This window comes from Streptomyces tibetensis, assembly GCF_040647715.1.
Taxonomy (GTDB): Bacteria; Actinomycetota; Actinomycetes; order Streptomycetales; family Streptomycetaceae; genus Streptomyces; species Streptomyces tibetensis_A.
In genome coordinates, this window is the sequence record NZ_JBEZCR010000002.1 from 168,440 (window position 1) to 194,424 (window position 25,985).

General features: G+C 72.7%; 23 protein-coding genes and 1 riboswitch. Of the genes, 12 read left to right on the forward strand and 11 right to left on the reverse strand.

Features of this window, described 5'->3' with window-relative positions; genetic code table 11:
- The first annotated feature begins 39 nt into the window (after positions 1-39).
- From AB0B29_RS05390 to AB0B29_RS05410, 5 genes are all read left to right on the forward strand, one after another.
- Complete coding sequence (locus AB0B29_RS05390) at positions 40-1,299, forward strand: DegT/DnrJ/EryC1/StrS family aminotransferase (protein ID WP_362234312.1); 1,260 nt, start codon at positions 40-42, stop codon at positions 1,297-1,299.
- Complete coding sequence (locus AB0B29_RS05395) at positions 1,292-3,559, forward strand: lipopolysaccharide biosynthesis protein (protein WP_362234314.1); 2,268 nt, start codon at positions 1,292-1,294, stop codon at positions 3,557-3,559. Before AB0B29_RS05390 ends, AB0B29_RS05395 begins: the two co-directional genes overlap by 8 nt.
- Before the next feature lie 96 nt (positions 3,560-3,655).
- Positions 3,656-5,671, forward strand: coding sequence for a glycosyltransferase (locus tag AB0B29_RS05400; protein WP_362234317.1), 2,016 nt, complete (start codon positions 3,656-3,658; stop codon positions 5,669-5,671).
- Entirely contained in the window at positions 5,668-6,108 is a 441-nt protein-coding gene (locus tag AB0B29_RS05405) for a hypothetical protein (RefSeq protein WP_362234319.1), read from the forward strand. The genes AB0B29_RS05400 and AB0B29_RS05405 overlap by 4 nt, the downstream gene beginning before the upstream one ends.
- A complete protein-coding gene (locus AB0B29_RS05410; RefSeq protein ID WP_362234322.1) occupies positions 6,105-7,253 on the forward strand; it encodes a glycosyl hydrolase in 1,149 nt (382 codons plus the stop codon). The genes AB0B29_RS05405 and AB0B29_RS05410 overlap by 4 nt, the downstream gene beginning before the upstream one ends.
- A 13-nt stretch (positions 7,254-7,266) precedes the next feature.
- Here the strand turns inward: AB0B29_RS05410 and AB0B29_RS05415 are convergent, their stop codons facing one another.
- The 3 genes from AB0B29_RS05415 to AB0B29_RS05425 all read right to left on the reverse strand — a co-directional run bounded on the left by AB0B29_RS05415 (position 7,267) and on the right by AB0B29_RS05425 (position 10,717).
- Complete coding sequence (locus tag AB0B29_RS05415; RefSeq protein ID WP_362234324.1) at positions 7,267-8,022, reverse strand: polysaccharide deacetylase family protein; 756 nt, start codon at positions 8,020-8,022, stop codon at positions 7,267-7,269.
- Between the two features lie 293 nt (positions 8,023-8,315).
- Positions 8,316-9,626: a glycosyltransferase gene (locus AB0B29_RS05420; RefSeq protein ID WP_362234327.1), complete on the reverse strand. Its 1,311-nt coding sequence runs from the start codon at positions 9,624-9,626 to the stop codon at positions 8,316-8,318.
- A gap of 20 nt (positions 9,627-9,646) precedes the next feature.
- Positions 9,647-10,717, reverse strand: coding sequence for a GNAT family N-acetyltransferase (locus AB0B29_RS05425; protein WP_436845803.1), 1,071 nt, complete (start codon positions 10,715-10,717; stop codon positions 9,647-9,649).
- Between the two features lie 186 nt (positions 10,718-10,903).
- Here AB0B29_RS05425 and AB0B29_RS05430 point away from each other — a divergent pair, with 186 nt between their 5' ends.
- Complete coding sequence (locus tag AB0B29_RS05430; RefSeq protein ID WP_362234332.1) at positions 10,904-11,752, forward strand: HAD family hydrolase; 849 nt, start codon at positions 10,904-10,906, stop codon at positions 11,750-11,752.
- Here AB0B29_RS05430 and AB0B29_RS05435 read toward each other — a convergent pair.
- Complete coding sequence (locus AB0B29_RS05435; protein ID WP_362234335.1) at positions 11,716-12,492, reverse strand: transglycosylase SLT domain-containing protein; 777 nt, start codon at positions 12,490-12,492, stop codon at positions 11,716-11,718. The genes AB0B29_RS05430 and AB0B29_RS05435 overlap by 37 nt on opposite strands.
- Positions 12,493-12,495: 3 nt before the next feature.
- Positions 12,496-12,673, reverse strand: a riboswitch (cyclic di-AMP (ydaO/yuaA leader).
- Positions 12,674-13,175: 502 nt separating this feature from the next.
- Here AB0B29_RS05435 and AB0B29_RS05440 point away from each other — a divergent pair.
- The 4 genes from AB0B29_RS05440 to AB0B29_RS05455 all read left to right on the forward strand — a co-directional run bounded on the left by AB0B29_RS05440 (position 13,176) and on the right by AB0B29_RS05455 (position 17,678).
- Entirely contained in the window at positions 13,176-14,186 is a 1,011-nt protein-coding gene (locus tag AB0B29_RS05440) for a polyprenyl synthetase family protein (RefSeq protein ID WP_362234338.1), read from the forward strand.
- A gap of 252 nt (positions 14,187-14,438) precedes the next feature.
- Positions 14,439-15,680: a LolA family protein gene (locus AB0B29_RS05445; protein ID WP_362234341.1), complete on the forward strand. Its 1,242-nt coding sequence runs from the start codon at positions 14,439-14,441 to the stop codon at positions 15,678-15,680.
- A 41-nt stretch (positions 15,681-15,721) separates the two neighbouring features.
- Positions 15,722-16,780 carry an ABC transporter ATP-binding protein gene (locus AB0B29_RS05450; protein WP_362234343.1) on the forward strand — a complete coding sequence of 353 codons (1,059 nt, stop codon included), beginning with the start codon at positions 15,722-15,724 and terminating at the stop codon, positions 16,778-16,780.
- A complete protein-coding gene (locus tag AB0B29_RS05455) occupies positions 16,767-17,678 on the forward strand; it encodes an ABC transporter permease (protein WP_362234346.1) in 912 nt (303 codons plus the stop codon). The genes AB0B29_RS05450 and AB0B29_RS05455 overlap by 14 nt, the downstream gene beginning before the upstream one ends.
- Positions 17,679-17,694: 16 nt before the next feature.
- Here AB0B29_RS05455 and AB0B29_RS05460 read toward each other — a convergent pair whose 3' ends face one another.
- The 3 genes from AB0B29_RS05460 to AB0B29_RS05470 all read right to left on the reverse strand — a co-directional run bounded on the left by AB0B29_RS05460 (position 17,695) and on the right by AB0B29_RS05470 (position 20,141).
- Complete coding sequence (locus AB0B29_RS05460; protein WP_362234348.1) at positions 17,695-18,276, reverse strand: flavodoxin family protein; 582 nt, start codon at positions 18,274-18,276, stop codon at positions 17,695-17,697.
- A 48-nt stretch (positions 18,277-18,324) separates the two neighbouring features.
- Entirely contained in the window at positions 18,325-19,566 is a 1,242-nt protein-coding gene (locus tag AB0B29_RS05465; protein WP_436845805.1) for an amidase family protein, read from the reverse strand.
- A gap of 71 nt (positions 19,567-19,637) precedes the next feature.
- Complete coding sequence (locus tag AB0B29_RS05470) at positions 19,638-20,141, reverse strand: DUF6668 family protein (RefSeq protein WP_362234351.1); 504 nt, start codon at positions 20,139-20,141, stop codon at positions 19,638-19,640.
- A 160-nt stretch (positions 20,142-20,301) separates the two neighbouring features.
- On the opposite strand from AB0B29_RS05470, the gene AB0B29_RS05475 reads away from it, so the two are divergent.
- Positions 20,302-21,681, forward strand: a complete 1,380-nt coding sequence (locus AB0B29_RS05475) for a tetratricopeptide repeat protein (RefSeq protein WP_362234353.1) — start codon at positions 20,302-20,304, stop codon at positions 21,679-21,681.
- 14 nt (positions 21,682-21,695) lie between these two features.
- Here AB0B29_RS05475 and AB0B29_RS05480 read toward each other — a convergent pair whose 3' ends face one another.
- Positions 21,696-22,646 (reverse strand): M28 family metallopeptidase, encoded by a 951-nt coding sequence (locus AB0B29_RS05480; RefSeq protein WP_362234356.1) that lies wholly within the window; start codon positions 22,644-22,646, stop codon positions 21,696-21,698.
- Positions 22,647-22,798: 152 nt separating this feature from the next.
- Positions 22,799-23,275: a VOC family protein gene (locus AB0B29_RS05485; protein WP_362234359.1), complete on the reverse strand. Its 477-nt coding sequence runs from the start codon at positions 23,273-23,275 to the stop codon at positions 22,799-22,801.
- A gap of 66 nt (positions 23,276-23,341) precedes the next feature.
- Between AB0B29_RS05485 and AB0B29_RS05490 the strand changes: the two genes are divergently transcribed.
- On the forward strand, positions 23,342-23,920 hold the full coding sequence (locus AB0B29_RS05490) for a CGNR zinc finger domain-containing protein (RefSeq protein WP_362235635.1): 579 nt from the start codon (positions 23,342-23,344) through the stop codon (positions 23,918-23,920).
- Between the two features lie 10 nt (positions 23,921-23,930).
- On the opposite strand, the gene rarD is transcribed toward AB0B29_RS05490, so the two are convergent.
- Both rarD and AB0B29_RS05500 read right to left on the reverse strand, forming a co-directional pair.
- Positions 23,931-24,944 (reverse strand): EamA family transporter RarD, encoded by a 1,014-nt coding sequence (gene rarD / locus AB0B29_RS05495; protein ID WP_362234362.1) that lies wholly within the window; start codon positions 24,942-24,944, stop codon positions 23,931-23,933.
- Between the two features lie 132 nt (positions 24,945-25,076).
- Entirely contained in the window at positions 25,077-25,931 is an 855-nt protein-coding gene (locus AB0B29_RS05500) for an SDR family oxidoreductase (RefSeq protein ID WP_362234364.1), read from the reverse strand.
- Between the last annotated feature and the right edge of the window lie 54 nt (positions 25,932-25,985).

A 25,985-nucleotide genomic window follows, 5' to 3' on the forward strand; every position in this document is an offset into this window, starting at 1 on the left:
TCGGGGAGGGGGCTTTCCCACGGCACATCTGGGGGGCGGATGGCCATAGGGGAGGCCGGCCCGGGTTCGGTGCGGCGTGGTGCACAGCCGAAGCGGCTGGAAGAGACCATGCGCGTCCGGCTCGGCCGGGAATGTGTGTACGTACCGTCGTGCCGTTTCGGGCTGTACGTGGCGCTGCGCCACTGGTGCCCGCCCGGCGGACGGGTGCTGATGTCGCCGGTCAACGACGACGTGATCTTCTTCGTCGTGCTGGCGGCCGGACTGCGCCCGGTGCAGGCTCCGTTGGACCCGCTCGACGCGTCCATCGACATCGATGCCGTGCCGGACCAGGTGTGGGGCTCGGTGTCGGCCGTGCTCACGACGAACCTGTACGGGAACCCGGACCCGGCACCGCGCCTCAGGCAGAAGTGCGACGCGCTGGGGATCCCGCTGTTCGAGGACGGGGCGCACGCGATCGGCAGCCGGGTGGGGGACCGGCCGGTCGGGGCGTGGGGCGAGGCATCCGTGTTCAGTCTGTCCAAGCACGTCGGGGCGAAGGCCGGAGGCATGCTCTCGCTCGCCGATCCGGGGTTGCGGGAGGCGGTGGAGAAGACCTGCGACGGACTGCTCGCACCGCGCCGGGCGAGCGCCGAACTCGCCTATCTGGTCCGGCCGTACGCGGAGGCGACGGTGCGCGGGCTACGGCTGCGGCGCGCCGCCTGGGCCGCGATCCGGCTGCTGGGCCTGGCGGACCGGGAGGAGATCCGGATGCCCCTGCGCCCGGACGAACTCGCCCTCGCCGCCCGCCACACGCCCGGGCTCGACGCCCACCACCCCTGGGTGCGCGTCGACATGCACGACTACCGCCTTCGCTCCGGCCGGCTGCGGCTGCGCCGCATCGGGCACAAACTCGACCGGCTGGACGATGTGCTGGACGCCTGCCGGGCCGGCACGGAACTGCTGCTGTCCACGCCCTGGGCCAGGCCGCGCGACGGGCACGGGACGCAGCCGCTGTTCCGGGTCCCGCTGTTCGTGGCCGACCGGGACGCGGCGATCGCGGCCCTGGCGCGGCAGGGCATCGTCGTCGGCTACCTCTACGACCCGCCGCTGGACGACTACGCCGGTGCGGAGTTCACCGACCCCTCACCGGCCCCCGAGGGCGCCCGCTGGTTCGCCCGGCACGCGCTGCCCGTGGACCCGCTGCGGGCGCGGACGGTCATCGAGGTGCTGGAGCGATCCGGGGTGCGACCGGCCCCGGCACCGGGGGAGCTGCCCGGGGACAGGCCGGCACCGGGAGGGCTGGGACGCTCCCGTGGCTGAGATCCAGGTGCACGAGCCCGCCGCCGCGCGCACCGACGGCGGCGGGCCGAAGCCTGCCGACAGCGACCACACCCACGACTCGCTGTTCAAGAACGCCTACTTCCTCATGCTCAGCACCGGCGTCTCCGCCGTACTGGGCCTGGGATTCTGGCTGGTGGCCGCCCGTTACTACACGGAGGAGGCCGTCGGCCAGGGCTCGGCCGCGATCGCCGCGATGCGGCTGCTCGCCAGCATCACGGCGACGACGATGATCGGCGCCGTCGTCCGCTTCGTCCCGCGCGCCGGGCGGGAGACCGGACGGCTGGTGTGGGGCACGTACGTGGCCAGTTCGCTGGTCGTGGCGCTCGCCGCCGCCGTCTTCCTGCTCACGCTCGACGCGTGGGGGGCGTCCTACGCGCCCCTGGGCACGCCCCTGGCGGGCGCGGTGTTCGTCGCGGCCTGTGTGGCCTGGGCGTTGCTCACCCTCCAGGACGGGGTGCTCACCGGGCTGCGCAAGGCGGAGTGGGTGCCCGCCGGGAACGCGGTGTTCTCGGTCGGGAAGCTGGCCCTCCTGGCCGTCTTCGCCGGCACGCTGCCGGTCCTCGGCATCTTCGTCTCCTGGGCGGTGGCGATCGCCTTCTCCACGCTGCCGCTGGGCTGGCTGATCTTCCGCCGGCTCATCCCGCGTCAGGCGGCGGCCGACCGGGACAAAGAACCCCCGAAGATCCGGGACATGGGCCGCTTCCTGGCCGGCGACTCGCTGGGCGCCCTGTTCAGCCTGGCGATGATCAACCTGCTGCCGGTGATGGTCGCCGTCCGCTTCAGCGCCGCCGAGAACGGCTACTTCTACGTGGCCTACACCGTCGGCGGCACGATGGAGTTCATGGCCATCAACATGGCCTCGTCGCTCACCGCGCACGCCTCGCACGACCCGCGCCAGCTCGCCGACGGCGTCCGGGGCGCCCTGCGGCGCATGACGCTGCTGCTGGTCCCGGTCGTGGCGGTGCTGGTCGTCCTCGCCCCGCAGATCCTCACGCCCTTCAGCCCGGACTACGCCGAGCACGGCTCGACCGTGCTGCGGCTGCTCGCCCTCGGTGCCCTGCCCCGGGTCGTGGTGGAGCTGTACATCGGAGTCCTGCGCGTACAGGGGCGCACGGGGGTGCTGGCCGCGCTCCAAGGGGCCATGTGCGCCCTGGTGCTGGGCAGTGCGGCCGTGCTGTTCACCCCGTCCGGGATCGCGGGGGCCGGCTGGGCGGTGCTGCTGAGCATGACGCTGATCGCCGTGGTCTCCATGGCCGGACTGCGCGCGGCCCTGCGCCACGACGACAGCACTCCCGCCGCCCGTCCGCCGGCCGGCCCCGCCTACGGCACCCAGTGGGCGAAGCTCAACGCCACCGCCGGATACGGCACGACCTGGGCCCGCCGGGCCGCCTACCAGTCCAAGGACGGCGACCAGGACACGGTCACGCTGTTCATCGGGCGCCCCGGCTACGAGCGCGAGGCGCTGCAGGCGGACACCCTGGCGCTCATCGTGCGGCCGGACGGACCGACCAGCCGGCCACCGCCCCACGAGCCCTCGGAACCGGACCGCAACCCGCAGGAGCGGCGGCTGCGAGGCGCCCTGTGGAGCCTGCTCGCTGTCGCCGTCGTCTTCTTCTGGGCCCCGCTGCGGGACCTGCCGTGGCTCGACCGGGCGTCCGGAGCCGCGCTGTCCGGGCGTCAGCTGCTGGAGGGCCTGCCCCTGCCGTCGCTCACCGCGGGCGGCCTGCTGCTCGTGGTGTTCGTCGCCGCCGTCACGCTGAGCACCCGGCGCGACCCGTGGTTGCCCGGCACGGCACTGTGCGCCGTCCTGTGCGCCCTGTACGCCGCCCCGGTCGCCCTCGGACGGGAACCGCGGCCGGTGCACGGGGCGTTCTACGAGAAGACCGCCGGCTTCCTGGCGGACGCGGTGGGTCTCGACGGGCCCGAACCGCTGCTGCGCTGGGCGCCGCCGGTCTGCCAGCTGCTGTGTCTCGTACCGCTGGGGCTGCTGCTCGCGCGCGCGGGCGGGCGGCTGACGTGGCCGGGGCGCTGGGGGGTTCTGTATCTCGTCGCGGTCGGCGGCTGGGTGTGGCGTGACGCGCTCGCACCCCTCGCGCCGCCCCTGCTCGTCGCCCTCGCGCTGCTCCTGCTGTTCCACCGCGCCGCGTCGGCGTGGTGGAGCTCCCGCACCACGGCACCGACAGATCCGACAGCCCACCGAACAGCCGGCGGATCACCGAACGGCAGGCCCCGCGACTGATCACACCCGAAACCGAGACCGCCCCGGGCCCGGGCCCGGACAGAGCCGACAGAGCCGAGCACAGCCGAAGAGAGCAACCGCCAGGGGGGAACCACCGTGCGTCCGCCAGTCACACCGAGGGAGAGATCCACGCCGGAACCCACACCCGCACGGGACGGCGCGAACACCCCCGCCGGCGGCCCCGAGACGGCCAGCCAGTCCTCCAGCCCCTCCTCCTCGGAGTCGTCGAGCCCCGCCCACGAGCCCGTGACGGACCTGTCCGACCTGCCCCCCGCCTGGTCCGGCCGCCGCGCGCTCGCCCGGCCCGGTGTCCCGCTGCTCGTCGCGCTCGCGCTCTGGGCGTACGCCGTGCGGCACACCGACGTCTCGCGGCTCGACGACTACGGGCTGGTCAGCGCGCTGCACCCGGCCTTCTGGGCGGGGCTCGCGGTGCTCACCACCGGGTTCTGGTTCACGGTCCGCGACGCGCGCCGCCCGGGAGCCTGGCCGGCGGCGTACGTGCTGGGCCTGCTCGTGATGGAGCGGGCCACCCAGGCCGTGCTCTACCCGACCCCGCTGTACGCCTGGGCGTGGAAGCACGAGGCGGTCATCGACCATCTGCTCACGGCCGGCGGTCTGCAGACGGCCGATCAGGTCGGCGACATGGCCGTGTACGACCAGTGGCCGGGCTTCTTCGCCGCCCAGGCCGCCCTGCAGCGGCTGCTGGGCGTGGACTCGACGGCGATGTACATGGCCTGGTGGCCCCTGGTCTCCAGCCTGATGCTGCTGCTCCCGCTGCTGCTGATCTACCGCACCTTCACCGAGGACCGGCGGCTGATCTGGACCGCGGTCTGGCTCTTCTACGTCGCCAACTGGGTCGGGCAGGACTACTTCTCCCCCCAGTCCGTGGCGTACGCGCTGCACGTGGGAGTGCTCGCGGTCGTCCTGCGGCGCTTCGGCCGGTCCGCCGTGCGGCGGGGGCAGCCGCGGCAGGCGGTGTGGACGGTGGTGATCACCGTCATGATCGTGGCGATCGTCATCTCCCACCAGCTCACCCCGGGCATGCTGGTCGTCTGCCTGCTCGCCCTGTGCCTGAGCCGCCGCTACCGGGACTGGGTCCCGGTCGTCACGACCGTCGTGATCTTCCTGGCCTGGTGCCTCACGGCCGCGCTGCCCTTCCTGTCCGCCGCGATGCCGGACATGATCCGCTCCATCGGCGACGTCGGCGCCAACGTCGAGACGGGCTACGGCGCCACCCCGACCGGCACCGGGGCGATCGCGACGTCCTGGGCGGCCCGGCTGCTGTCCGGTTCGGTCCTGCTGCTCGCGGTCTTCGGCGTGTGGCGCCAGCGGGTCCTGCGCCACCGCGCCCTCCCCCTGCTGCTGGTCGCGGCGGCCCCGCTGCCGATGTTCGCGGCGAGCAGCTACGGCAGCGAGATGATCTTCCGGGTGCTGCTGTTCATGCTGCCCGGCGCAGCCTTCTTCGCCGCTGCCGCGCTGCTGCCCAAGGTCCGCACCCTGGCCGCCGACGCGGCCGCGCGGGAAGCGGGCAACCGGCAGGCCACCGGCTCCGGCGACCCGGCCGCGCGGGAGGCAGGCAACCGGCAGGCCACCGGCCCCGCCCGGGCCCGTCGGTGGGGGGCCGCCACCTGGGTGCCGCTGGTCGCACTGCTCGGCACCACCCTGGCGTTCGTGCCCGCCTACTCGGGCAAGGACCGGATCAACTACTTCCCGCCGAAGGAAGTCGCCCTCGTGCGGCAGCTCTTCGACCAGGCGCCCGACGGCTCGCTGGTCGTGGCCGCCAACCGCAACTACCCCGACGCGTACGCCGACTACTGGAGCGTCGACCACTACTGGTTCCTCGACGACGGCCGTAGCCACGTCGACCAGATCGTCCGGAGCCCCGCCACCACCCTCGCGCGCGACATGGCCGGGGTGGAGCGCCCGGCCCGGGCCTACTTCCTGCTCACCCAGGGGCAGTTGGCCAACTCCGAGATGAACGGGCAGCTCGACCGGGCGCAACTGGAGCGCATCCAGAAGTCCGTCGCCGCCTCGCCGCGGTTCCGGCTCGTGGCGGAGAACAGCGCCGGATGGCTCTACGTACTGCAGCAGTCAGGGGGAGTGGAGCGATGACACCGCAGGAACTCGTGGTCCGGATGCTGCCCCCGTTCGGCGGCTGGCTGGCGCTGGCCGCGCTCGCCCTGCCCGGCGGATCGCCGCTGCGGGGCGCCGCGGTCGTGCTCTTCCTGGCGGCGGGGCCGGGCGCGGCCGTGGTCAGAGTCTGCGCCCCCGCCCTGGGGGCACGGCCCGCCGAGGGGCCCGTGGAGCGCCGGGACCCGGACTTCGCCCGCCACTCCGACCTGTTGGAACGGCTGATGCTGACGCTGTTCCTGAGCGTCGGCGCCGTGATGCTCGTCGCGACCGTACTGATCGCCACGCACACCTTCAGCGCGCAGCGGGTGCTGCTGACGCTGACACTGCTGACCACACTCACCGCGTTCTGCCCGCCGCTGCGCGCCTCCCCGCGGCCGAGGGCGACACCGAGGACACCGAAGGGTTCCGCTCAGTGAGGTTCAACCGCCCCCACCGTCCCTCTCGCCGCACGCCGAGCACGACCGGAGGACAGCACCGGAACGACCCGCAGGAGGCGCAGACCGCCGGCCCGCTGGCATCGAGCCGCCGCCGGCTGCTGATCACGTCCGCCACGGTCGTCAGCGCGGTCCTGGTCGCCGTACTCGCCCTGCGGAACGCCTCCGGACCGCAGGAGCAGGGAGCGGCCGGGGCACCGGCGGACTGCCGCCCGACGGCCCTTCTGGTGCCGCCCTGCGGCGCCTGGTTCGGGGCGTTCGTGCCGCACGAGCGCGACGACCTGCCGGAGAAGGTGCGCGCCTACGAGAGGCGGGTGGGCCGCGAGCTGGACATCGTGTACACGTACCACGACATGTCCCTGCCCTCGGGCACCCGGCGGGAGGGCCAACTGCTCACCCCCGAGGAACGGCAGGTCGGCGAGGACCACCTGCTGCTGCTGTCCTGGGAGAGCAAGTGGTGGGGCGGCCGCAGGCAGCAGCAGCCGACCTGGAAGCAGATCGCGGCCGGCGAGCTGGACGACGGGGTCATCGACGTCCAGGCCCGGCGCATCAAGGACTACGGCAAGAAGGTGTTCCTCTCCTTCGACCTGGAGATGGACACCCGCACCCCGGCGAGCGGCACTCCCGCCGACTACGTGAAGGCCTACCGGCACATCCACGACCGGTTCCGCGCCCTGGGCGTGGACAACGTGGTGTGGACGTGGATCACCACCGGGTACCTCGACCACGCCGACGAGATCGAGACGATGTACCCGGGCGACGCCTACGTCGACTGGATCGGCTACAACCAGTACAACTACTACCTCTGCCACGACGCGGGCTGGCTGACCTTCGCGCAGACCCAGAAGGCCACGCACGACTGGATCCGCGCGAACATCTCCGACGACAAGCCGCTGATGCTCTCCGAGTTCGGCACCGCCGCGGACGCGAACGACCCGCAGCGGCAGGCCCAGTGGTACGCGCAGGTGCCCGGCGTGCTGAAGGGGCTGGACGGCGTCAAGGCCGCCCTCCAGTGGAACTACCGCGACCCCGGACCGCACTGCAACCTGGCGGTGGCGAACGACGAGGCCTGGGACAGCCTGCGCAAGGCCGTCTCCGACCCGTACCTCAACCAGCCGCTCAGGTGACCCGGCCCCGGGGTCAGCCCGCGAACTCGGGTCCGTGCACGACCGCACGGGCCCGCCGGTACCACCGCCACGCGATCGTCTTCGGCCCGTCCCGGTACGGCGCCACCCGCGCGCCCGCCCCGGCCAGCCAGTTCTCGACGTCGGCGACGGTGTGGGTGCGCCGGACGATGAGCCGGGCGATGCGGTACCGCTCGTCGCGGTCGGAGCTGAGGGCGTGCCGCACGGCCGTCGCCGTCTCGTAGCCGGCCCGGGCCGACATGGCCCGCACCCGGGGGCTGTTGTAGCCGTGCGGGTAGGCGAGGTGCCGGATCTCGTGCCCGAGGGCGTCCTCCAGCACGGCCTTGGAGGTGCGCAGTTCGTGCGCCAGGACCTTGGCGGACAGGGTGTCGAGCTGCGCGTGCGTGACGGTGTGGCTGCCGATCTCCATGCCGGAACGTTCCAGCTCCGCCGCGCCGGCCAGGCTCATCATCGGCGCGGGCGGCAGCAGACTGCGGCCGCCCGGGGCGATGGCGCCGGTGGTGAGGTAGGCGGTGGCGGGTAGCGCCCGTTCGGCCAGGGCCTCGGCGGTGGGTCCGGGCAGATCGGCGAAACCGTCGTCGAAGGTGAGCAGCACGGGCCGGGGCGGCAGCGGCGCCCGGCCGGCCAGGTGATCGGCGATCGCGCTGATCGTGACGGGCGTACGACCGCTGCGGACCACGGCGTCGAGATGCGCCGCGAACTGCTTCGGCGTGACCGTGAACTCGGCGATCCAGCCCGGCGGCTCGTCCATCACGGAGTGGTACAGGAAGACGGGAATGGCGGGAGACTCTCCGGCCCGCGTCGGGGATGTCGGCCTTTCACCCTCCCGCAGCGGGAGCGTCGGCCCCGCGCCCTCCCGCAGCGGGGATATCGGCCCCTCGCCCACCCGCGGCGGGGACGTCGGCCCCTCGCCCTCCCGCAGCGGGGAAGTCGGCCCGTCACCAGCCCGCGGCGGGGATGCCGGCCCCTCGCCCTCCCGCAGCGGGGATATCGGCCCCTCGCCCTCCCGCGCACCCCGCTCCGCCCGGCCTCTGCCGTCCGTCTTCATCTCGCCCCCCGAGCCGTCTTCCCACGAGCGGTGGCGCGCAGCGCACGCCGTGCCTTCAGATAGCCGACCGGCCCGTACAGCATCCCCCTGCGCTGCAGCCGCGACAGCCGCCGCGGCCAGGGGTGCGTGCGGGCGCCGTGGTCGCCCGGCGTGCCGGCGCCGTCCGCCCCGCCTGCCTCGTCCGTCTCGCGCACCGCCGTCAGCGTGCGGGCGTGGGCGAGGCCGCGGGGCAGCCTCGCGAGGAACGCGGGCAGCAGCGCGGGCCGGTTGACGAGCACGGCGGTGAGGTAGGCCGTGAGTCCGGCGCCGTAACCGTAGGCCTGGGTCTCCAGGTCCCGCCAGGTCTCCCGGTGGTGGTGCCACACCAGGGCGTACGGCGTGTAGCGCAACCGGTGCCCCTGCGCCAGGACGCGCACGAAGCCGTAGAGGTCGTCACCGCCCCGGGCCGCCGTCCCGGCCCCGGTCGCCGGGTCGAAACCGCCGACGGAACGCAGCACCGCCGTGCGGAACGCCATGTTCGCGCCCGAGCCGAACCGCCCTGCCGTGAACGGGAACAGCGGCTCGTCGCCCGGCGGGTGCGCAGGGTCGTACGTCCTTGGAGTGAAGCCTTTCGCGAAGCCGCCGTGGCTCTCCAGCAGCACCTGGGCCGGAGTGGTCAGCCGCGCGGGCAGGATCAGCCCGGTGCTGCACCCGAGCCCGGGGTCGGCGGCGAAGGGCGCGGTCAGCTCGGTCAGCCAGCGCGGGTCGGCGACCACGTCGTCGTCGGTGAAGGCGACCACCTCGCCGCCGACGGCGTCCAGCCCGGCGTTGTGGGCGGCTGCGAGCCCCGGAACGGGCTCACAGACGTACCGCACCCGCTCGGTGTACTTCCGCTCGACCAGCTCCCGCGTCTCGCCCGTGACAGGCGCGTTGTCGACGACGACGATCTCGAACCGCGGATGGTCCTGCGCCAGCAGCGAGTCCAGCGCCCGGGCCAGCTGCCCGGCCCGCTCCCGGGTCGCGACGACGACGCTCGTGAACGGCGGCTCCCCGGGTTCGCCGAGGTCGGCGGGCCCGCACCCCGCCCGGGCCCGTTCCGCCAGCACCGCCCTCGGATCCGCGCCCTCCGGCACCCGGCCCAGCAGCGTCCCCACCGGGCGGCCACCCCTCCTGACCAGCACGAACACCTCTCCGTGCGTCACTGGCGGACTCCCCGGGCCGGGTCTGAGGACCGCCTCGTCACCGTCGAGGTCCAGCTCGGCGACCTGCACCGCCCCGATGTCCAGGAACCGCCGTATCTCCTCCTGCGCACGCACCGAACGGGCCATGCGCCCACCCCCCTCGTGTGTCAGGTACGGCGCAGCCGAGCCGCGCCCTTGAGCGTCCGCGCGGCCAGTGACGCGAGCTGCGGCCTGCTGCGGACGAAGCTGTGCGCGCGGCGTGCCGGCTCGCGGCTCAGCCAGTGCAGTGCCGCGCCCACCCCGGGACGGGTCACCGCACCCTCGTACACGGGCAGTTCGCCCGTCTTCAGCGCGTCCTTGTACTCGGCCGCGCCCCGCCCCAGGTCGAGCGCGCCGATGCCGGCGGCGGCCGCCGCCTCGGCCATGCGCAGATGCAGCACCAGACCCGGGGAGAACTTCGCGAACTCCGGGTCGTAGGCCGGGAACCAGCAGGCCAGGACGGAGGCGGAACGCAGTCCGAAGTGCGCGGCGACGGGCCGCTCACCGGCGTACAGCACGGACAGCGTGCCGCTGCACTCCGGTGCCCGGGTCCGGGCCAGCTGCCCGACGAGCCGGGTGATCCACTCCTGGGCGAACCGGTCGCGGCGGCCGGTCCTGCGGTACTGCGCGGACTTCCACTCCATGAGCGTGCGCAGCGCGGCCGGGTCGCGCTCGTCGAACACGAACCGCAGCTCACCGGCCTGCCGGCCCAGCCTGCGCTCCTTGGCCAGGGTCGTCTTCAGGAACTTCGGAGACTGCGCGCGCAGCACCGACTCGTACGTCTCGTAGCCCTTCTCCACGTCGATGACGTACGTGGCGTACTCCTCGGCCGCGTATCGGACGAACAGCCGCTGCTCGGCCTCCAGATTGTCGAAGGCGAAGCTCGACAGCGAGCAGGCCTTCAGCAGTCGGCCCGTCTCCAGGTCCAGGCCCGGCCGCAGGATCGCGCCCTGCGCGTCCGAGACGCCCAGTCCGATCGCCCGGCCCTGCCCCAACGGGCCCCGCTCATAGGGCAGGAAGCCGGCCGGCTCCGGCCCCTCGTACACCACCGCGATCCGGGCCCCCGGCCGGAACAGGCCGACGGCTTCGGTGAACTCCGGCTCCATGAAAGGGTTGCGCGGTGCCTCCGAGGCAGCGCGCAGCGCACGCCAGCGCTCCTTCTCCCCTTCGCCGAGCTCCCCGGGCCCGGCCACGCGAATGCGCCCACTGTTCAACCCGACCCCCCGATCAAGTCCCCCCTGGACACTTGGAAGGTACCGCTCTATGCGGCCCCACGGGTAGGTAGCGGAGCATGTTGTTGCCAACTGGTGCAGAGGCCTTCAACCGGGCAATCGGCGTCCGCCGTGCGATGAAACGAAGGGCCGCGCTGTCCGTATTCTCTGATCATGGCCGCACCCCTCGCATATGCACTCATCGCCACCGATCTGGACGGGACGCTGCTGCGCGGCGACGACACCCTGTCCGACCGGTCCCTCGCCGCGCTCGCGCGGGTGGCGGACGCCGGTGCCCAGCACCTCGTGGTGACGGGCCGGCCGGCGCCGAGAGTGCGACCTCTCCTGGACGACCTCGGGTGCACGGGGCTCGCGGTGTGCGGGCAGGGCGCGCAGGTGTACGACGCCGGCGCGGACCGGCTGCTGTGGTCCATCACCCTGGACCGGGAGCTGGCGGAGACCGCCCTGGGCAAGATCGAGGCCGAGGTGGGGCAGGTCTACGCGGCGGTCGACCAGGACGGGGTCGACGGGCTCACGCTGATCGAGCCGGGCTATCTGATGCCGCACCCGACCCTGCCCGCGGTCCGGGTCGAGCGGCGCGAGCAGCTGTGGGGCGAGCCCATCAGCAAGGTGCTGCTGCGGCACCCCTACCTGACGGACGACGAGTTGGCGGCGACGGCCCGCTCGGTGGTCGGCTCCCTGGCGACGGTCACGATGTCGGGGCCCGGCACGGTCGAGCTCCAGCCGTGCGGGATCACCAAGGCGACGGGCCTGGCGCTGGCCGCCGAGCACCTGGGGCTGCGGTCGGCGGACACCATCGCCTTCGGTGACATGCCCAACGACATCCCGATGTTCGACTGGGCCGGCCACGGCGTCGCGATGGCCAACGCACATCCCGAACTGAAGGCCGTGGCCGACGAAGTCACCCTGTCGAACGAGGACGACGGCATCGCCGTCGTCCTCGAGCGACTGCTGGGCGGGTCGGCTCAGTACGGGCCGTTGACGTTGTCGATCGAGCCGTAGCGGTCGGCCGCGTAGTTGCAGGCCGCCGTGATGTTGGCGACCGGGTCGTACGGGTCGAAGGAGGTGCCGGGCACGTGGTAGGCGGCGAACGTCGGGTCGATCACCTGGAGCAGGCCCTTGGAGGGGGTGCCCGCGGCGGCGTTCGAGTCCCAGTTGTTGATCGCCTGGGGGTTGCCGGACGACTCGCGCATGATGTTGCGGTAGATGCCGTCGTAGGAGCCCGGGATGCCGTGCTGCGCCATGATGTCCAGCGACTCGCGGATCCACCCGTCGAGGTTGTTCGCGTAGGTCTTCGCGGACGCCTGGGTGGCCTGGGCGACGCCGCCGGCGGGCTTCGCGACCGGCTTGGCGGGGGCGGACGACTGGGTCGCCGTCTTCTTCGGTGCCACCGACTTGGTGGTCTTCACCTGGAGCTTCAGACCCGGGTGGATCAGCTTCGGGTTGGCGCCGACGGCCGCGCGGTTGTCCTTGTAGAGCTGCTTCCAGCCGCCCGAGACGTCGTACTTGTCCGCGATGCGGGCGAGCGAGTCGCCCTTGACCACGGTGTACGTGAGGGACTTGGCGGGCTGGGCCGCCTGCTTCACGGACTGTGCGGCGGGGGCGCTCTGGGGTTCGGCGGCGCTCGCGTGCGTGGCACCGAGGAGCGGGAGGGTGAGTGCCGCTCCGCCGGTGCCGACGGCGACGATGCCTCGGGTCAGCGGGTTGGTTCTGGGGCGACGGTGCTTGCCTCGTCCGGCCATGGCGATGTTCCTCTCCGGCGCCTGCGAGGTGAGCTGTCGGGTTCGGGCCGGGAGGTGCCCGGCCGCCTACGGCGCTGTGTGCCGTACGCGGCTTCACCCCGAGCCGTGCCGCTGTGCGGCCCGGCGACTTACCTGGGTCCCCCGCTCCTGCCACGCGTGAGTGAGTCGGTTCCTTTGGGGAGTCCGGGCGGCGGCAGGATTAGGCGTCCGCCGGACAGGGCCGGAACGTATGCGAGAGCACATGTCGGGAACAAGCACCTCAGTCACATATCGCGCGGTTGACCTTGGTCGAGGGCGTTTGGGCGGCTTGATCCTTTGCGGTAGCCAAGCCTCAACTGGCTTTCGGGAGAAGGCGGTACGGGCCGCCGTGGAAGCGTGGCGGAAAAGGGGAAGGAGTGATTCAACTCACTGATCGCGAGCCTGTGGAGCAATTTCCGCCAAGGGGAATTCGGTGACTCATCACGGCAAATCGTGCATAACTCGCTACCTGTGGGTAAGTCGATAAATATCTGTTCTTATAGGTTGATCGAAAACATAGCGGTCGTGATCGGATACCACCCGGCCTGTAACCATGGGCGCTGGCGGTGATCGAAACGTGACCGGATACGCTGACTCGAGTGAGGGCAGCGACCTATCGACAATCCGCGTAATCACCGGCAGACACAGCAGACAGGAGACCCCTCGTGACCGACGTCGGGCCGTTCGGGCTGAGCGTGCGGGACCAGGCTCTGGAAGCCGACGTCCAGGCCGGATTGACGGCTGTCGAGGAAGGCCTGCTCGAGGCCACCAAGAGTGAGGTGCCCTTCATCACGGAGGCCGCCCAGCATCTGGTGCGGGCCGGCGGCAAGCGGTTCCGCCCGCTGCTCGTGATGCTCTCCGCCCAGTTCGGTGACCGCCACGCGCCCGGGATCGTGCCGTCGGCCGTCGTCGTGGAGCTGACCCACCTCGCCACGCTCTACCACGACGACGTCATGGACGAGGCCGCAGTGCGCCGCGGTGTCGCGAGTGCGAACACCCGCTGGGGCAACTCCGTCGCGGTCCTCACCGGCGACTTCCTCTTCGCCCGCGCCTCGCACATCCTGGCCGACCTCGGCCCGGAGGCCGTCCGGGTGCAGGCCGAGGCGTTCGAGCGGCTGGTGACCGGCCAGATCCTGGAGACGGCCGGACCGCAGGACGGCCGGGACCCCGTCGAGCACTACCTGGACGTGCTGGGCGGCAAGACCGGCTCGCTCATCGCGGTGTCGTGCCGGTTCGGCGCGATGATGTCCGGCGCCGACGAGACCGTCGTGCACGTGCTGACCCAGTACGGCGAGCGGCTCGGTGTCGCCTTCCAGCTCGCGGACGACGTCCTCGACATCGCCTCCGACTCCCACGAGTCCGGCAAGACCCCCGGCACCGACCTGCGCGAGGGCATCCCCACCCTGCCGGTGCTGCGGCTGCGCGAGCGCGCGGCCCGGCTCGGGCTCGCCGAGGACATCGCCCTGTGCGAGCTGCTCGACTCCGACCTCACCGACGACGACCGGCACACCGAGGCCCTGCGCCTGCTGCGGGCCCACCCGGCGCTGGAGCAGGCCCGGCAGGACACCGTCCGCTATGCCCAGGACGCCCGTTCGGCGCTGGCACCGCTGCCGGAGTGCACCGCGAAGACGGCGCTCCAGGAGCTGTGCGACGCGGTGGTGCACCGGGCCGGCTAGCCCGCCCCTCGCGGCGACGCGGACCCCTACGCCCCCCGACCCCTACGGGTCGGGGGAGAAGCCGCCCTCCCGTGTCATACCCCAGCAGTACGTGGAGTTGAGCCCGCGGTCTGACGTATCTCCCCGGCCGATTTGGTCAGATGGTGACCACGGAACACACCACTACTCACCTGTTCGGGTGAGAATGGCGGCTCAGGGACGAGTGCGTGCACGACACGGACAGCCGCCGCCGACCACGGAGGTAGGGCACACATGGCACCGTACGCATCCGACGACAGCACGACCGCCGGAGAGGTCGACGAGCAGCGCTCCGGGCGGCGCAAAGCCGCCCGGTACATCGTCCCGGTCACAGTGGTGGGGGTGGCCGCCGCGACGATCGGGCTGGTCCCCGCACTCGCCGACTCCGGTGACCCCGACCTCCCGAAGATCACCGCACAGCAGCTCATCGAGAAGATCGCGAAGTCCGACGTCCAGCAGCTGTCCGGCACCGTGAAGATCAGCACGGACCTCGGCCTGCCGAACCTCGGCGGCCTGGAGTCGGGCCTGCTGTCCGGCGCCGCGGGCGACGGCGAGGGCGGCTCCTCCGCCGATCCGACGGCCAAGCTCACCGAACTGGCCTCCGGCACGCACACCCTGCGCGTCGCCGCCGACGGCCCGGACAAGCAGAAGCTGTCGCTGCTGGAGAACGCCGCCGAGTACAGCGTCATCCACAACGGCAGGGACGTCTGGGGCTACGACAGCAAGGCCGACGAGGTCTACCACGGCACCGCCTCCGAGGGCCCGGAGCGCGGCAAGGACCAGCAGCCGCCGGCCACGCCGAAGGACTTCGCCGAGGAGGCCCTCAAGGCGGTCGACGACACGACGTCCGTGACCGTGGACGGCACCGCCCAGGTCGCCGGCCGGGACGCCTACAAGCTCGTCGTCAAGCCGAAGCAGTCCGGCTCGACGGTCGGCGCGATCACCGTGGCCGTGGACGCGAAGACCGGCATGCCGCTGAAGTTCACGCTCACCCCGGCGAGCGGCGGCGCCGCCGTCGTCGACGCCGGCTTCACGAAGGTCAGTTTCGCCCAGCCGGCCGCCTCGACCTTCGACTTCACGCCGCCCAAGGGCGCGAAGGTCACCGAGGAGAAGGACGCCGGCAAGGCCTTCGACAAGGGCACTCACGACAAGGACGGGGCACGTGGGCACGCCCCTGAGGCCGGAAAGGGCTTCGGCCGGGGCCTCGGCGGCCACGACGGAGTGAAGACCATAGGCGAGGGCTGGAACGCCATCGCCACCTTCGACACCGGCGGCGAGGGCGTGCCCTCGGGCAAGGCCGGCGGCGAGTTCGGCGGCTTCATCGACTCGCTCGGCGACAAGGTCCACGGCAGGTTCGGCTCGGGCACGGTCTTCTCGACCCGCCTGGTCAACGCCCTCGTCACCGAGGACGGCAGGGTCTACGCGGGCCTGGTCACCAAGGACGCGCTCGTGAAGGCGGCCGACGCCGGCAAGTAGGCCCCTGGCCCGTAGGGGACGTCGAGAGAACGAGGAAGCCGATGGGCGGGGAGTCCGCCGGGGAACCGGAGCAGCGGGAGCCGCGGGACGAGGCCGGGGAACCGGAGCTCGGGAAAGCGTGGGGCGAGACCGGGAAACCGGAGCTCCGGGAGGCGCGGGACGAGAGCGCGGAACCGGTCATCGTCACCCGCGCGCTCACCAAGCGCTACCGCGGCGGACAGCTCGCCGTCGACGGTCTCGACCTGACCGTCCCGGCGGGCAGCGTCTTCGGCTTCCTCGGCCCCAACGGCTCCGGCAAGACCACCACCATCCGCATGCTGATGGGCCTCGTCGAGCCCACCTCCGGCACGGCCCGGGTCCTCGGGCAGCCCATGCCCCGGGCCACCCGCGCCGTGCTGCCGCACGTCGGCGCCCTCATCGAGGGCCCGGCCCTCTACGGTTTCCTGTCCGGCCGCGACAACCTCCTGCGCTACGACAGCGCCGACCCGACCGCCGATCCACGCACCCGGCGGGCCCGGGTCGCCGCCGCACTGGACCGGGTGGGCCTGTCGGCCGCCGCGGGCAAGAAGGCCAAGGCGTACTCCCTCGGCATGAAACAGCGTCTGGGCCTCGCGGCCGCACTGCTCCAGCCACGCCGGCTGCTCGTCCTCGACGAGCCCACCAACGGCCTCGACCCGCAGGGCATGCGCGAGATCCGGACCCTCGTCCGGGAACTGGCCTCGGACGGCACGACCGTCTTCCTCTCCTCCCACCTGCTCGACGAGATCGAACAGGTCTGCACGCACGCGGCCGTGATGGCGCAGGGCCGCCTGATCACCCAGGGGCCGGTGGGGGACCTGGCGGCGGGGGCGAGGGGCAGGCTGGTGGTGACGACCCCGGACCCGGCGGACGCGGCGCGGGTGCTGAAGGAACAGGGCGTCGGCGATGTGGTCGCGGAGGGGGACCGTGTGACGGCCCAACCGCCGGACCGCGAACTGGCCGACGTCAACGCCGCGTTGGTGAAAGCGGGAGTCCGGGTGCGGGCCTTCGGAGTGGAGAGGGCCTCCTTGGAGGACGCCTTCGTGGCCCTGACGGGGGAGGGCTTCGATGTCGCAGGCTGAGTCGGGCGCGCCTCAGGGGCGCGGGGAACTGCACGACCGGCCACGGCCGGCCCGCAGTCGCCGTACAACCTTCTACGGCACCCTCTTCCGCAACGAACTCCACACCACGTTCCGCCGTTGGCGCACCCTCGCCCTGCTGGCCGTACTGGCAGCCGTCCCGATCCTCGTGGGCATCGCGGTGAAGATCGAGACGAGCGACGGCTCCTCGGCAGGCGGCGGAGGCGGTGGACCCGCATTCATCTCCCAGATCACCAACAACGGCCTGTTCCTGGTGTTCACCGCCCTCGCGGCGACCCTCCCCTTCTTCCTCCCGATGGCCATCGGCGTCATCGCGGGTGACGCGATCGCCGGCGAGGCCGGCTCCGGCACGCTGCGCTATCTCCTGGTCGCCCCGGCCGGCCGCAGCCGCCTGCTGCTCACCAAGTACGCGACGGTCGTCGTCTTCTGCCTGGCCGCCACACTCGTGGTCGCCGTCTCGGCGCTGACGGTCGGCGCGCTGCTCTTCCCGCTCGGTGACCTGACGACCATCTCCGGCACGCGGATCAGCTTCGCCGAGGGCCTGGTCAGGGCCCTGCTGATCGCCCTGGCCGTCGCCGCGTCCCTGATCGGCGTGGCCGCGCTCGGCCTGTTCGTCTCGACGCTGACGGGCAGCGGCATCGCGGCGATGGCGACGACGGTGGGACTGCTGATCACGGTCCAGATCCTCGACCAGATCCCGCAACTGCACGCCCTGCAGCCGTACTTCTTCTCCCACTACTGGCTGTCCTTCGCCGACCTCATGCGCGAGCCGGTCTACTGGGACGACCTGGCGAGGAACCTCGGCCTGCAAGCCCTGTACGCGGCGGTGTTCGGGTCGGCGGCGTGGGCGCGCTTCACGACGAAGGACGTCACCGCCTAGGCCACGGACCCGGCGCTCAGTCCTCGTACAGGAACCTGGCCAGGGGTGCCTCCTGCGCGAAGAAGGTCTTGGCGCGGGTCAGGGCCGCGTCGTCGTTCAGCACGTCACCCGGCTTGCTGCCGTTGCCGAGCAGCACCCCGCCGAAGCGCATCCCCATGTACGCCGCCGAGTTGTGGAGCGTCCCGACGAGCGGGTCGGCGACCACCTCCTGCGTGTGCGCGAGGGCGGTGACGCCCCACAGGGTGCGGCCGGCCAGGGTCGCCTTGAAGTCGAGGCCGGGCGTGCGCAGCCAGCCCGACCAGTAGTCCAGGTACCGCTTGGTCTGCGCGGAGACCGAGTACCAGTACAGCGGCGAGACGATCACGATGTCCGTCGCCGCGAGCGTGGCGTCGAGCAGCCGGGCCACGTTGCCCTCGGTCGGGCGGACGTGGTCGCTGTCGTGTCGCAGGTCCTCGAAGTCCGGCACGGGGAACTCGGTGAGGTCGAGCCACTCCTGCTCGACGTCCGGGGGCAGTTGCTCGGCGGCCCGGCGGGCGAGCAGCTCGGAGTTGCCCTCGGCGCGAGCGCTGCCCAGGACGAAAAGGAAACGGCGGGTCATGGGGTGCCCCTCTGGGAAGTCGGCGTACGTCAATTACACGCGCATGCATCATATGCGTGCGCAAGTAAATGCGCCAGGGGGTGTCCGCCGGGGGCGTGCAGGAGGATCTCCGCCCGGGGGGAGAGAGCCCCCCTTGACGCGCGTCTCCGCCGCCCGTGCCACGGCCAGCAGCAGCGCCTCCCGCCCGTGTGGGGCCACCACCTGGAGTCCGGCCGGGCAGCCATCGCCGCCGAACCCCGCGGACAGACTCAGCGCAGGGTGCCCGCTGAGGTTGAACGCCCAGGTGAGAGAGGTGGAGTAGCGCTCCCCAGGCCCCTCGTGGCCATGCGGGGAGGTGGGGGCCGTCGGGGTCAGCAACAGCTCGGCTTCCCCGAAGACCTCGGCCAGCCGCCGGTCGTTCTCTGCCCGGACCTCCTCCGCCCCGGCCAGACCAAGCCTGGCCCAATCGCCCCCGGACGGAGCCGCACCGGCAGTGCGCAGGGCGAGCCAGGCCGGCCCGGGGTCCGTCAGCCGGAGCGGCACCCGCGGCCGTACGAGGCGAACGACCCCTGCCGCCTCGAGCCGTGCCACGGCAGCCCGGGCCAGCGCCACGGGCTCCGGGTCGGGTCCGGCGAACCCCAGGTCGGGCGACCAGACGGCGGTGAGGGGAAGGGCGGCCTCGGCCGGCACCGGCTCCTCGGACACCACCGCCCACCACAGCCCGGCGTCCACCGCCGAGCGGGCGAGCACCCCCGGTACGGCGAGCCCCGTACGGTCGGCCGACGGCAGCCGCCCGCTGGTCGTCTTCAGGCCGAGCACCCCGCACCACGCCGCCGGGATCCGCACCGATCCTGCTCCGTCGCCGCCCGTCGCCAGCGGTACCAGCCCTGCGGCGACGGCCACCGCGGCCCCGGCCGACGAGCCGCCCGGCGTACGGTCGGCCCGCCACGGATTGACGGTCCGGCCCCGAGCCCCGAGCCCCCACGTCTGCCAGGGCGTCCCCGGCCCGGGCACGGACGTGGCCCCCACAGCCACGCAACCGGCCGCGAGCAGCGATCCCGCCCCACGCAGCCCGTTCCGCCCCTTCACCGCGATCGGCACACCGGCCAACGGCAGGGCCGGACCCGGGCCCGGCCGGTCGAGCAGAGCGTCCACCTCACCGGCCCGCCGCAACGCCTCCTCGCCCCACACCTCGACGAACGCGCACAGGTGCGGATCAGCCCGCTCGATCCGGGCCAGAGCCGCCGCGACCACGTCCGCCGCGCGCAGGTCCCGGGCCCGTACGCCCGCCGCGATCTCGCCGGCCGACAGCGGTACGTCCGACAGCGGTTCGTCCGACAGCGGTAGGGGAGACAGGGGTGCGGCCGGCCCGGGGACGCCCGTCAGCGTGCCGCTCCCGTCAGCCGGGCCAGGGCCTGCGTCTCGCGCGGCGGGTGGCCCGGCTCGCCGAGCCGCCAGGACGCCACCCACGGCACGCGGTACACGTCGATCACCGACTCCAGCGACCGGACCCGCTGTGCGAGCGGGCGCGGCAGCCGGCCCGGGGCGTCCGCCACGAGCACGACGGCGTCCAGGTCGAGCCCCGGCGGGGCCTGGCCACGCCGGAAGATCTCCACCACCCCGGCGACCGTGTCGAGCCCCGCCGCATGGGTCCGCGCGACCAGCAGCACCGACGGGGGATCGCCGGGCCCGGGCCAGGACCGGCCGCTGTCATGACCGCCGTAGACCGCGGCGAGGGTGGAGACGCCCGCGCCGCCGTGTGTGCCGACCCAGGAGAAACGCCGTGCCGCGGCATGGGCGTGCGGGGGCTCCGGCGACCCCGGCTGGGGGCTCTTCACCGGGCCGCGCAGCCAGATCTCGGGCCCCTTTCGCATGCCTGTGTGCATGCCCCTCTCCTCCCTCGTGGGTCTGGTTCTCATGCCGCCCCCGTTCGGCCGCGCCGGGGCCGGCGGCCCTTGGGACGAGCCTGTGACACCGTGGTGACGTGAGAAACGGGGGCGAGCGGACACACTCGACAGTAGGTGTACGACGCCGAGTGAGGGGACGATGTCGCGACTCAGCCGCGAGAAGAAGCGGGAACAGAAGCAGGCCGCGCACGCGGCGACCCCGGCGGCGCCGATCGACGTCCATGTCCCGGAGGCCGGCACGGACGTGGGCGGGGGAGCCGGTGGGGCGTCCGACGGCGCCTCCGTCGGCGGGGTCCCGGTCTTCGCGGCTCCCGGCGAGGAGATCCAGCGAGCCGTCCTGAACCGCCTCCACCACATCGCCCTCGCCACCGGCCATCCCGTCCTCGCGACGATCCGCGACGAGCGCATCGGCTACGTCGTCCCGCTCCAGGTCGACCCGGACGGCTCCAGCCACTTCACGTCCGAGCCGGTCGCCACGACCCCACCTGAGCGGCAGCGCTCCGGAAGCGCCGACGCGCTGACCGCTCACGAGCCGCAGCACGACCGGAGCAGCGGTGCCGCGACCCCGCCGCCGGCGCCGCCGCATCCGCCCGGCGACAGCGCCACGCACGTGCTGCGTCCCGTGCCGGACTCCGGCCGTGGATCGGCTCCGACGTTCCGGCTGCGAGCCGTGCCCGAACCGCAGCCGCCCGAGGAACCGGTACCGACGTTCGAACTGCGAGCCGTACCGGAGTCGGCGCAACCCGCGCCGGAAGACGCGCCCCCGGCCGCGGGCCCGGTGGCGCAACCCGCGCCGGAAGACGCGCCCCCGGCCCCGGGTGCGGCGATGCCGCCCGGCACCGTCGCCGCACCCACCGGTGCGTTCGGCCCGCCCCCGCCCATGGACGCGCGGCCGCTCCCCGTCCCCGAAGTGCCGTCGGCTCCGCGACCCGCACCGGTCCCGGAAGACGCCCTGATCGCCGCCGACCCCGACCCCAAGCCCACCCCTCCCCGAGGCTTCGACGCCGTCGCGGAGGCCGTGCTCGGGGACGAACCCCTCACCGCCCCGGGCGATTCCACCGCGCCCGCGCTCCTCGCGGAGCCGATCGCACGGATCAACGAGGCGGTCAAGGAGGGCAGGATCGAAGAGGCCGCGGGCCTGGCGGAGCAGACCCTCGTACAGGCGTCGGAAACGCTGGGGCCGGAGCACCCCGAGGTGCTCCGGCTCAGCGAACTCACGGCGTACATCGCCTACTTGGCCGGTGACCCGCTCCGCGCCTTCCACCTGTCGCTCGACCTGGCCGGTGCCCACCGCCGGGCCGGCGACGCGGAGGCCGCCTACGGCAACGTGGAGAGCGCGGCCACCGCCTGGCGGGCGGTGCGCGACCCGGTGCTCGGGCTGGAGCTCGGGCGGGACCTGATCGGCCTGTGGACGGAGCTCGCCGCCGAGGACGGCCCCGCCGCCGAAGAGGTCGAGCAGCTGGAGTCGGCCCGCGCCCGCATGGGCCGCCTCACCGCACGCGCCGCCCGCAACCAGTAGGCGCTGCCCCGGGGTTACTCCGACAGCCCCCACACCGCGTACGCGAGGGCGTCGCTGTTGCGGTTCAGGGCGGTGTCGTTGATGTTGGCGGTGGTGTCGCAGGAGGAGTGGTAGCAGCGGTCGAAGGACTGCCCGGCCGTGCCGCCCCACTTGGCGGCCTGCGCCGCCGTCTTCGTCCGGCTGGCCCCGGTGAACAGGCCGCCCACCGGCACCCCCGCGCTCTTGAACGGCGCGTGGTCGGAGCGGCCGTCGCCCTCGGTCTCGATCTCGGTCGGGACGCCGATGCCGCCGAAGTAGTCCTTGAAGGTCTTCTCGATCGCCGGGTCGTCGTCGTAGACGAAGTAGCCGGGGTTCGGGGAGCCGATCATGTCGAAGTTCAGATAGGCGCTGATCCTCGAACGGTCGCCGGTGGCCAGCCGGTTGACGTAGTAGCGGGAGCCGACCAGGCCGAGCTCCTCCGCTCCCCACCAGGCGAACCGCAGGTGCTTGGTGGGCTTGTACTGCGCCCGGGACACGGCCAGGGCGGTCTCCAGGACGGCGGCCGAGCCGGAGCCGTTGTCGTTGATGCCCGGCCCGGAGGTGACGCTGTCGAGGTGCGAGCCGGCCATCACGACCTGGTTCGCGTCGCCGCCCGGCCAGTCGGCGATCAGGTTGTAGCCGGTGCGGCTGGAGGCGGTGAACTGCTGGATCGTGGTGGTGTACCCGGCCGCGTCCAGCTTCGCCTTGATGTAGTCGAGCGAGGCCTTGTAACCGGCCCGGCCGTGCGCCCGGTTGCCGCCGTTGGCGGTGGCTATGGACTGCAGCTGGGACAGGTGGGTCTTGACGTTCGCCACGGGTATGTCCGGCGCGGCGGCGGATCTGGAGGGAGCGGATGACGCGGCGTCCGCCACGGCACCGCCGGTCAGGAGCATGGCTGTTGCCATGCCGCCCGCGGCGACGGCGCGCGCGGAAACGGAGAGCTTCATGTGGGGGCTCCGGATTCCGTCAGGAGGCCCGTGGGGTGTCCACGGGCCGCCCACAGTGAATGGGGTGCCTGGATGGTGAAGCTGTTACTGACTCTGCGTCAAGGTCCGTATTCGGCCAGGGAGTTACGGAGCACCGGCCTCCACCGCGCAGGTCATTGCACGCAGAACTCGTTCCCCTCCGGGTCCGCCATCACGACCCACTCGCCGCCCTGCTCCCGCACCCGCCGCAGCGCACCGGCCCCGAGCCCCTCCAGCCGTGCGACCTCCTCGTCACGCCGCCCCTCGCCCGGGTGCAGATCGAGATGCAGCCGGTTCTTGACCGTCTTCGCCTCCGGCACCCGCTGGAACAGCAGCCGCCGCCCCAGCCCGGTCCCGCTCTCCTCCTCGAACGGGTCCTCGGGGTGCCGTACGGCGACGAGGTCCTTGAAGGCGCGGCGGCCGTGGAACTCGACCGTGGCCTCCTCGGGCAGGGCGCCGAAACCGAGCAGCTTCCCGATCAGGGCGCTGTTGTCCTCGACCTCGTACCCCAGGGCGGCGGCCCAGAAGTCGGCCTGAGCGTGCGGGTCGTTGGCGTCGATGACGAGTTTCCAGTGCACGGGAGCGGGTGATGATGCGGGTGTCTGCGTCATGTAACCACTTATACTGGTTAGGTGAGCGGACGTGCAGGGGAAACGCCGGATCGGACGCCGGGCCTGATGCTGGTCTCGGGCGGGGGCAAGCCCTATCGCTTCGACCCCGGCACCCTGTGCCTGGAGCTGACGACGACGGGCGGCCCGGGGGCCTTCGCCCGCTGGGAAGTGCTGCACGAACCCGACGACCTGGTCACCTGGGCCGGACGCAGCCGACTGCCGGAGGGGCTCGACCTCAGCGTGTCGGTGGCGGAGCTGGAGCGGGCCCGCACCCTGCGCGACGCCGTGTTCCTGCTCGCCGCGGACCGCGCCCACGGCCGCCCCCTGCGGGCAGCCCATCTGGACGTGGTCAACGCCGCCGCGTCCGCGCCCCCGCTCGTCGCCCGCATCGATCCCGGCGGCACCCGCTCCTGGGCCCCCGGCGCCACCGGCACCCACCTGCTCGCGACCGTCGCCCGCGACGCGATCGACCTGTTCACCGGGCCCCACGCCGACCGCATCAGGGAGTGCGGCGCGCACAACTGCTTCCTGCTCTTCGTCGACACCTCCCGCCCGGGCCGCCGCCGCTGGTGCGCGATGGAACACTGCGGGAACCGCGAGAAGGCGCGGGTGCACCGGACCCGCCACGCTCCTGCGACGCCGTAGCGCCCGCGGCCTACGGCCTGGCGTCCACCGGGTCCGGTCCGGAGGTCACGCTCTCGGTGTTCCGCGCGGCACCGGCCGTGCCCGTCGCGCTCGTGGTGCTCGGCACGCCGAGCTCGCCGGCGGGCGTCCGGGAGGCCCGGCGGGCGGCGCGCAACGCGTCCCACGTGAGCAGCGTCAACGCAAGCCACACCAGCGCGAACCCGGCCCAGCGCTCCGGCGGCATCTCCTCGTGGAAGTAGAGGATGCCGAGCAGGAACTGCAGCACCGGCGTCGAGTACTGGAGCAGGCCGATGGTGGACAGCGGCACGCGGATGGCGGCCGCGCCGAAGCAGACCAGGGGGAGCGCGGTGACGATGCCGGCCGAGGCGAGCAGCGCCGCGTGCCCCGTGCCCTCGGTCGCGAAGGTGGAGTCGCCCCGCGCGCTCAGCCAGACCAGGAATCCGAGCGCGGGCAGGAACTGGACCGCGGTCTCGGCGGCCAGCGACTCGATGCCGCCGAGGCCTACCTTCTTCTTCACCAGCCCGTAGGTGGCGAAGGAGAACGCGAGACAGAGCGATATCCACGGGGGCCGGCCGTAACCGACGGTCAGCACGACGACCGCGACGACGCCGGTCCCGACCGCCGCCCACTGGGCCGGCCGCAGCCGCTCCTTGAGCAGCAGCACCCCCATCGCGATGGTGACCAGCGGGTTGATGAAGTACCCGAGCGAGGCCTCGACGACGTGCCCGGAGTTCACGGACCAGATGTACAGGCCCCAGTTGACGGTGATGACCGCCGCGGCGACCGTGATCAGCGCCAGTTTGCGCGGCTGCCGCAGCAGCTCACCGGCCCAGGCCCAGCGGCGCATCACGAGCAGGGCCGCGCCCACGAAGACCAGCGACCACACCATCCGGTGGGCCAGGATCTCCGCCGCACCGGCCGGCTTCAGCAGGGGCCAGAACAGGGGGACCAGCCCCCACATCCCGTAGGCCGCGAAGCCGTTCAGCAGTCCTATGTGCCGCTCACCCCTCGGCTTGCCGGTCACAGCCCCTCCTTCGCGCCTGGCGTGCGTCCGCGTTCACGACGGTAACGCCGAGCGCCCCCGGATGTCATGCCCGTATCGGCATACGGTCATGACATCCGGGGGTGGGGCGGCTCAAGGGCCCGCCGGGGGAGTTCAGCCCTTGAGCGCCGTGGCGATGGCCTCGGAGAGCGGGGTGGTCGGACGGCCGGTCAGGCGGGACAGGTCACCGCTGGAGACGACCAGTTCGCCCTTCTCGATGGAGACGTCCACACCGGCGAGGATGCGGGCGAACGGCTCGGGCAGACCCGCCCCGGTGAGGATGCCGACGAGGGCCTCGGGGGAGACGGCGCTGTAGGCGATCTCCTTGCCGGTCTGGCGGCTCAGTTCCGCCGCGTACTCGGCGAAGCTCCACGGGGTGTCGCCGCCCAGCTCGTACGTCTTGTTCTCGTGCCCCTCGCCGGTCAGCACGGCGACGGCGGCAGCGGCGTAGTCGGCGCGGGAGGCGGAGGAGAGCTTGCCCTCGCCGGCCGCGGCGACGACCGCGTTGTGCTCCAGCACCGGGGCGAGGTTCTCGGTGTAGTTCTCGTGGTACCAGCCGTTGCGCAGCAGCGCGTAGGGCACTCCGGAGTCCAGCAGGATCTCCTCGGTGCCGCGGTGGTCGTCGGCGAGCGCGGCGGTCAGGGTGCCCGGGGCGCTGGTGTAGGCGAGCAGGGCGACACCCGCGGCCTTGGCGGCGTCGATGACGACCTTGTGCTGCTGCACACGGCCCTTGTCGAACTCGTTGCCGGAGATCAGCAGCACCTTGTCACCGGCGGAGAAGAGCCCGTCGTACGAGGCGGGGTCGTTGTAGTCGGCGAGGGCGATCCGCACACCGCGGTCGGCGAAGTCGGCGGCCTTGTCCGCGTTGCGCACGACCGCGGTGATCCGGTCGGCCGGGACCTTCTCCAGCAGCTGCTCCACGACGTGACGGCCGAGGTGTCCGGTGGCTCCGGTGACGACGATGCTCATGGTGGGGACTCTCCTTGTGGGGTGCGTTGGCACTAACCCTAGGAGATGCGCTAA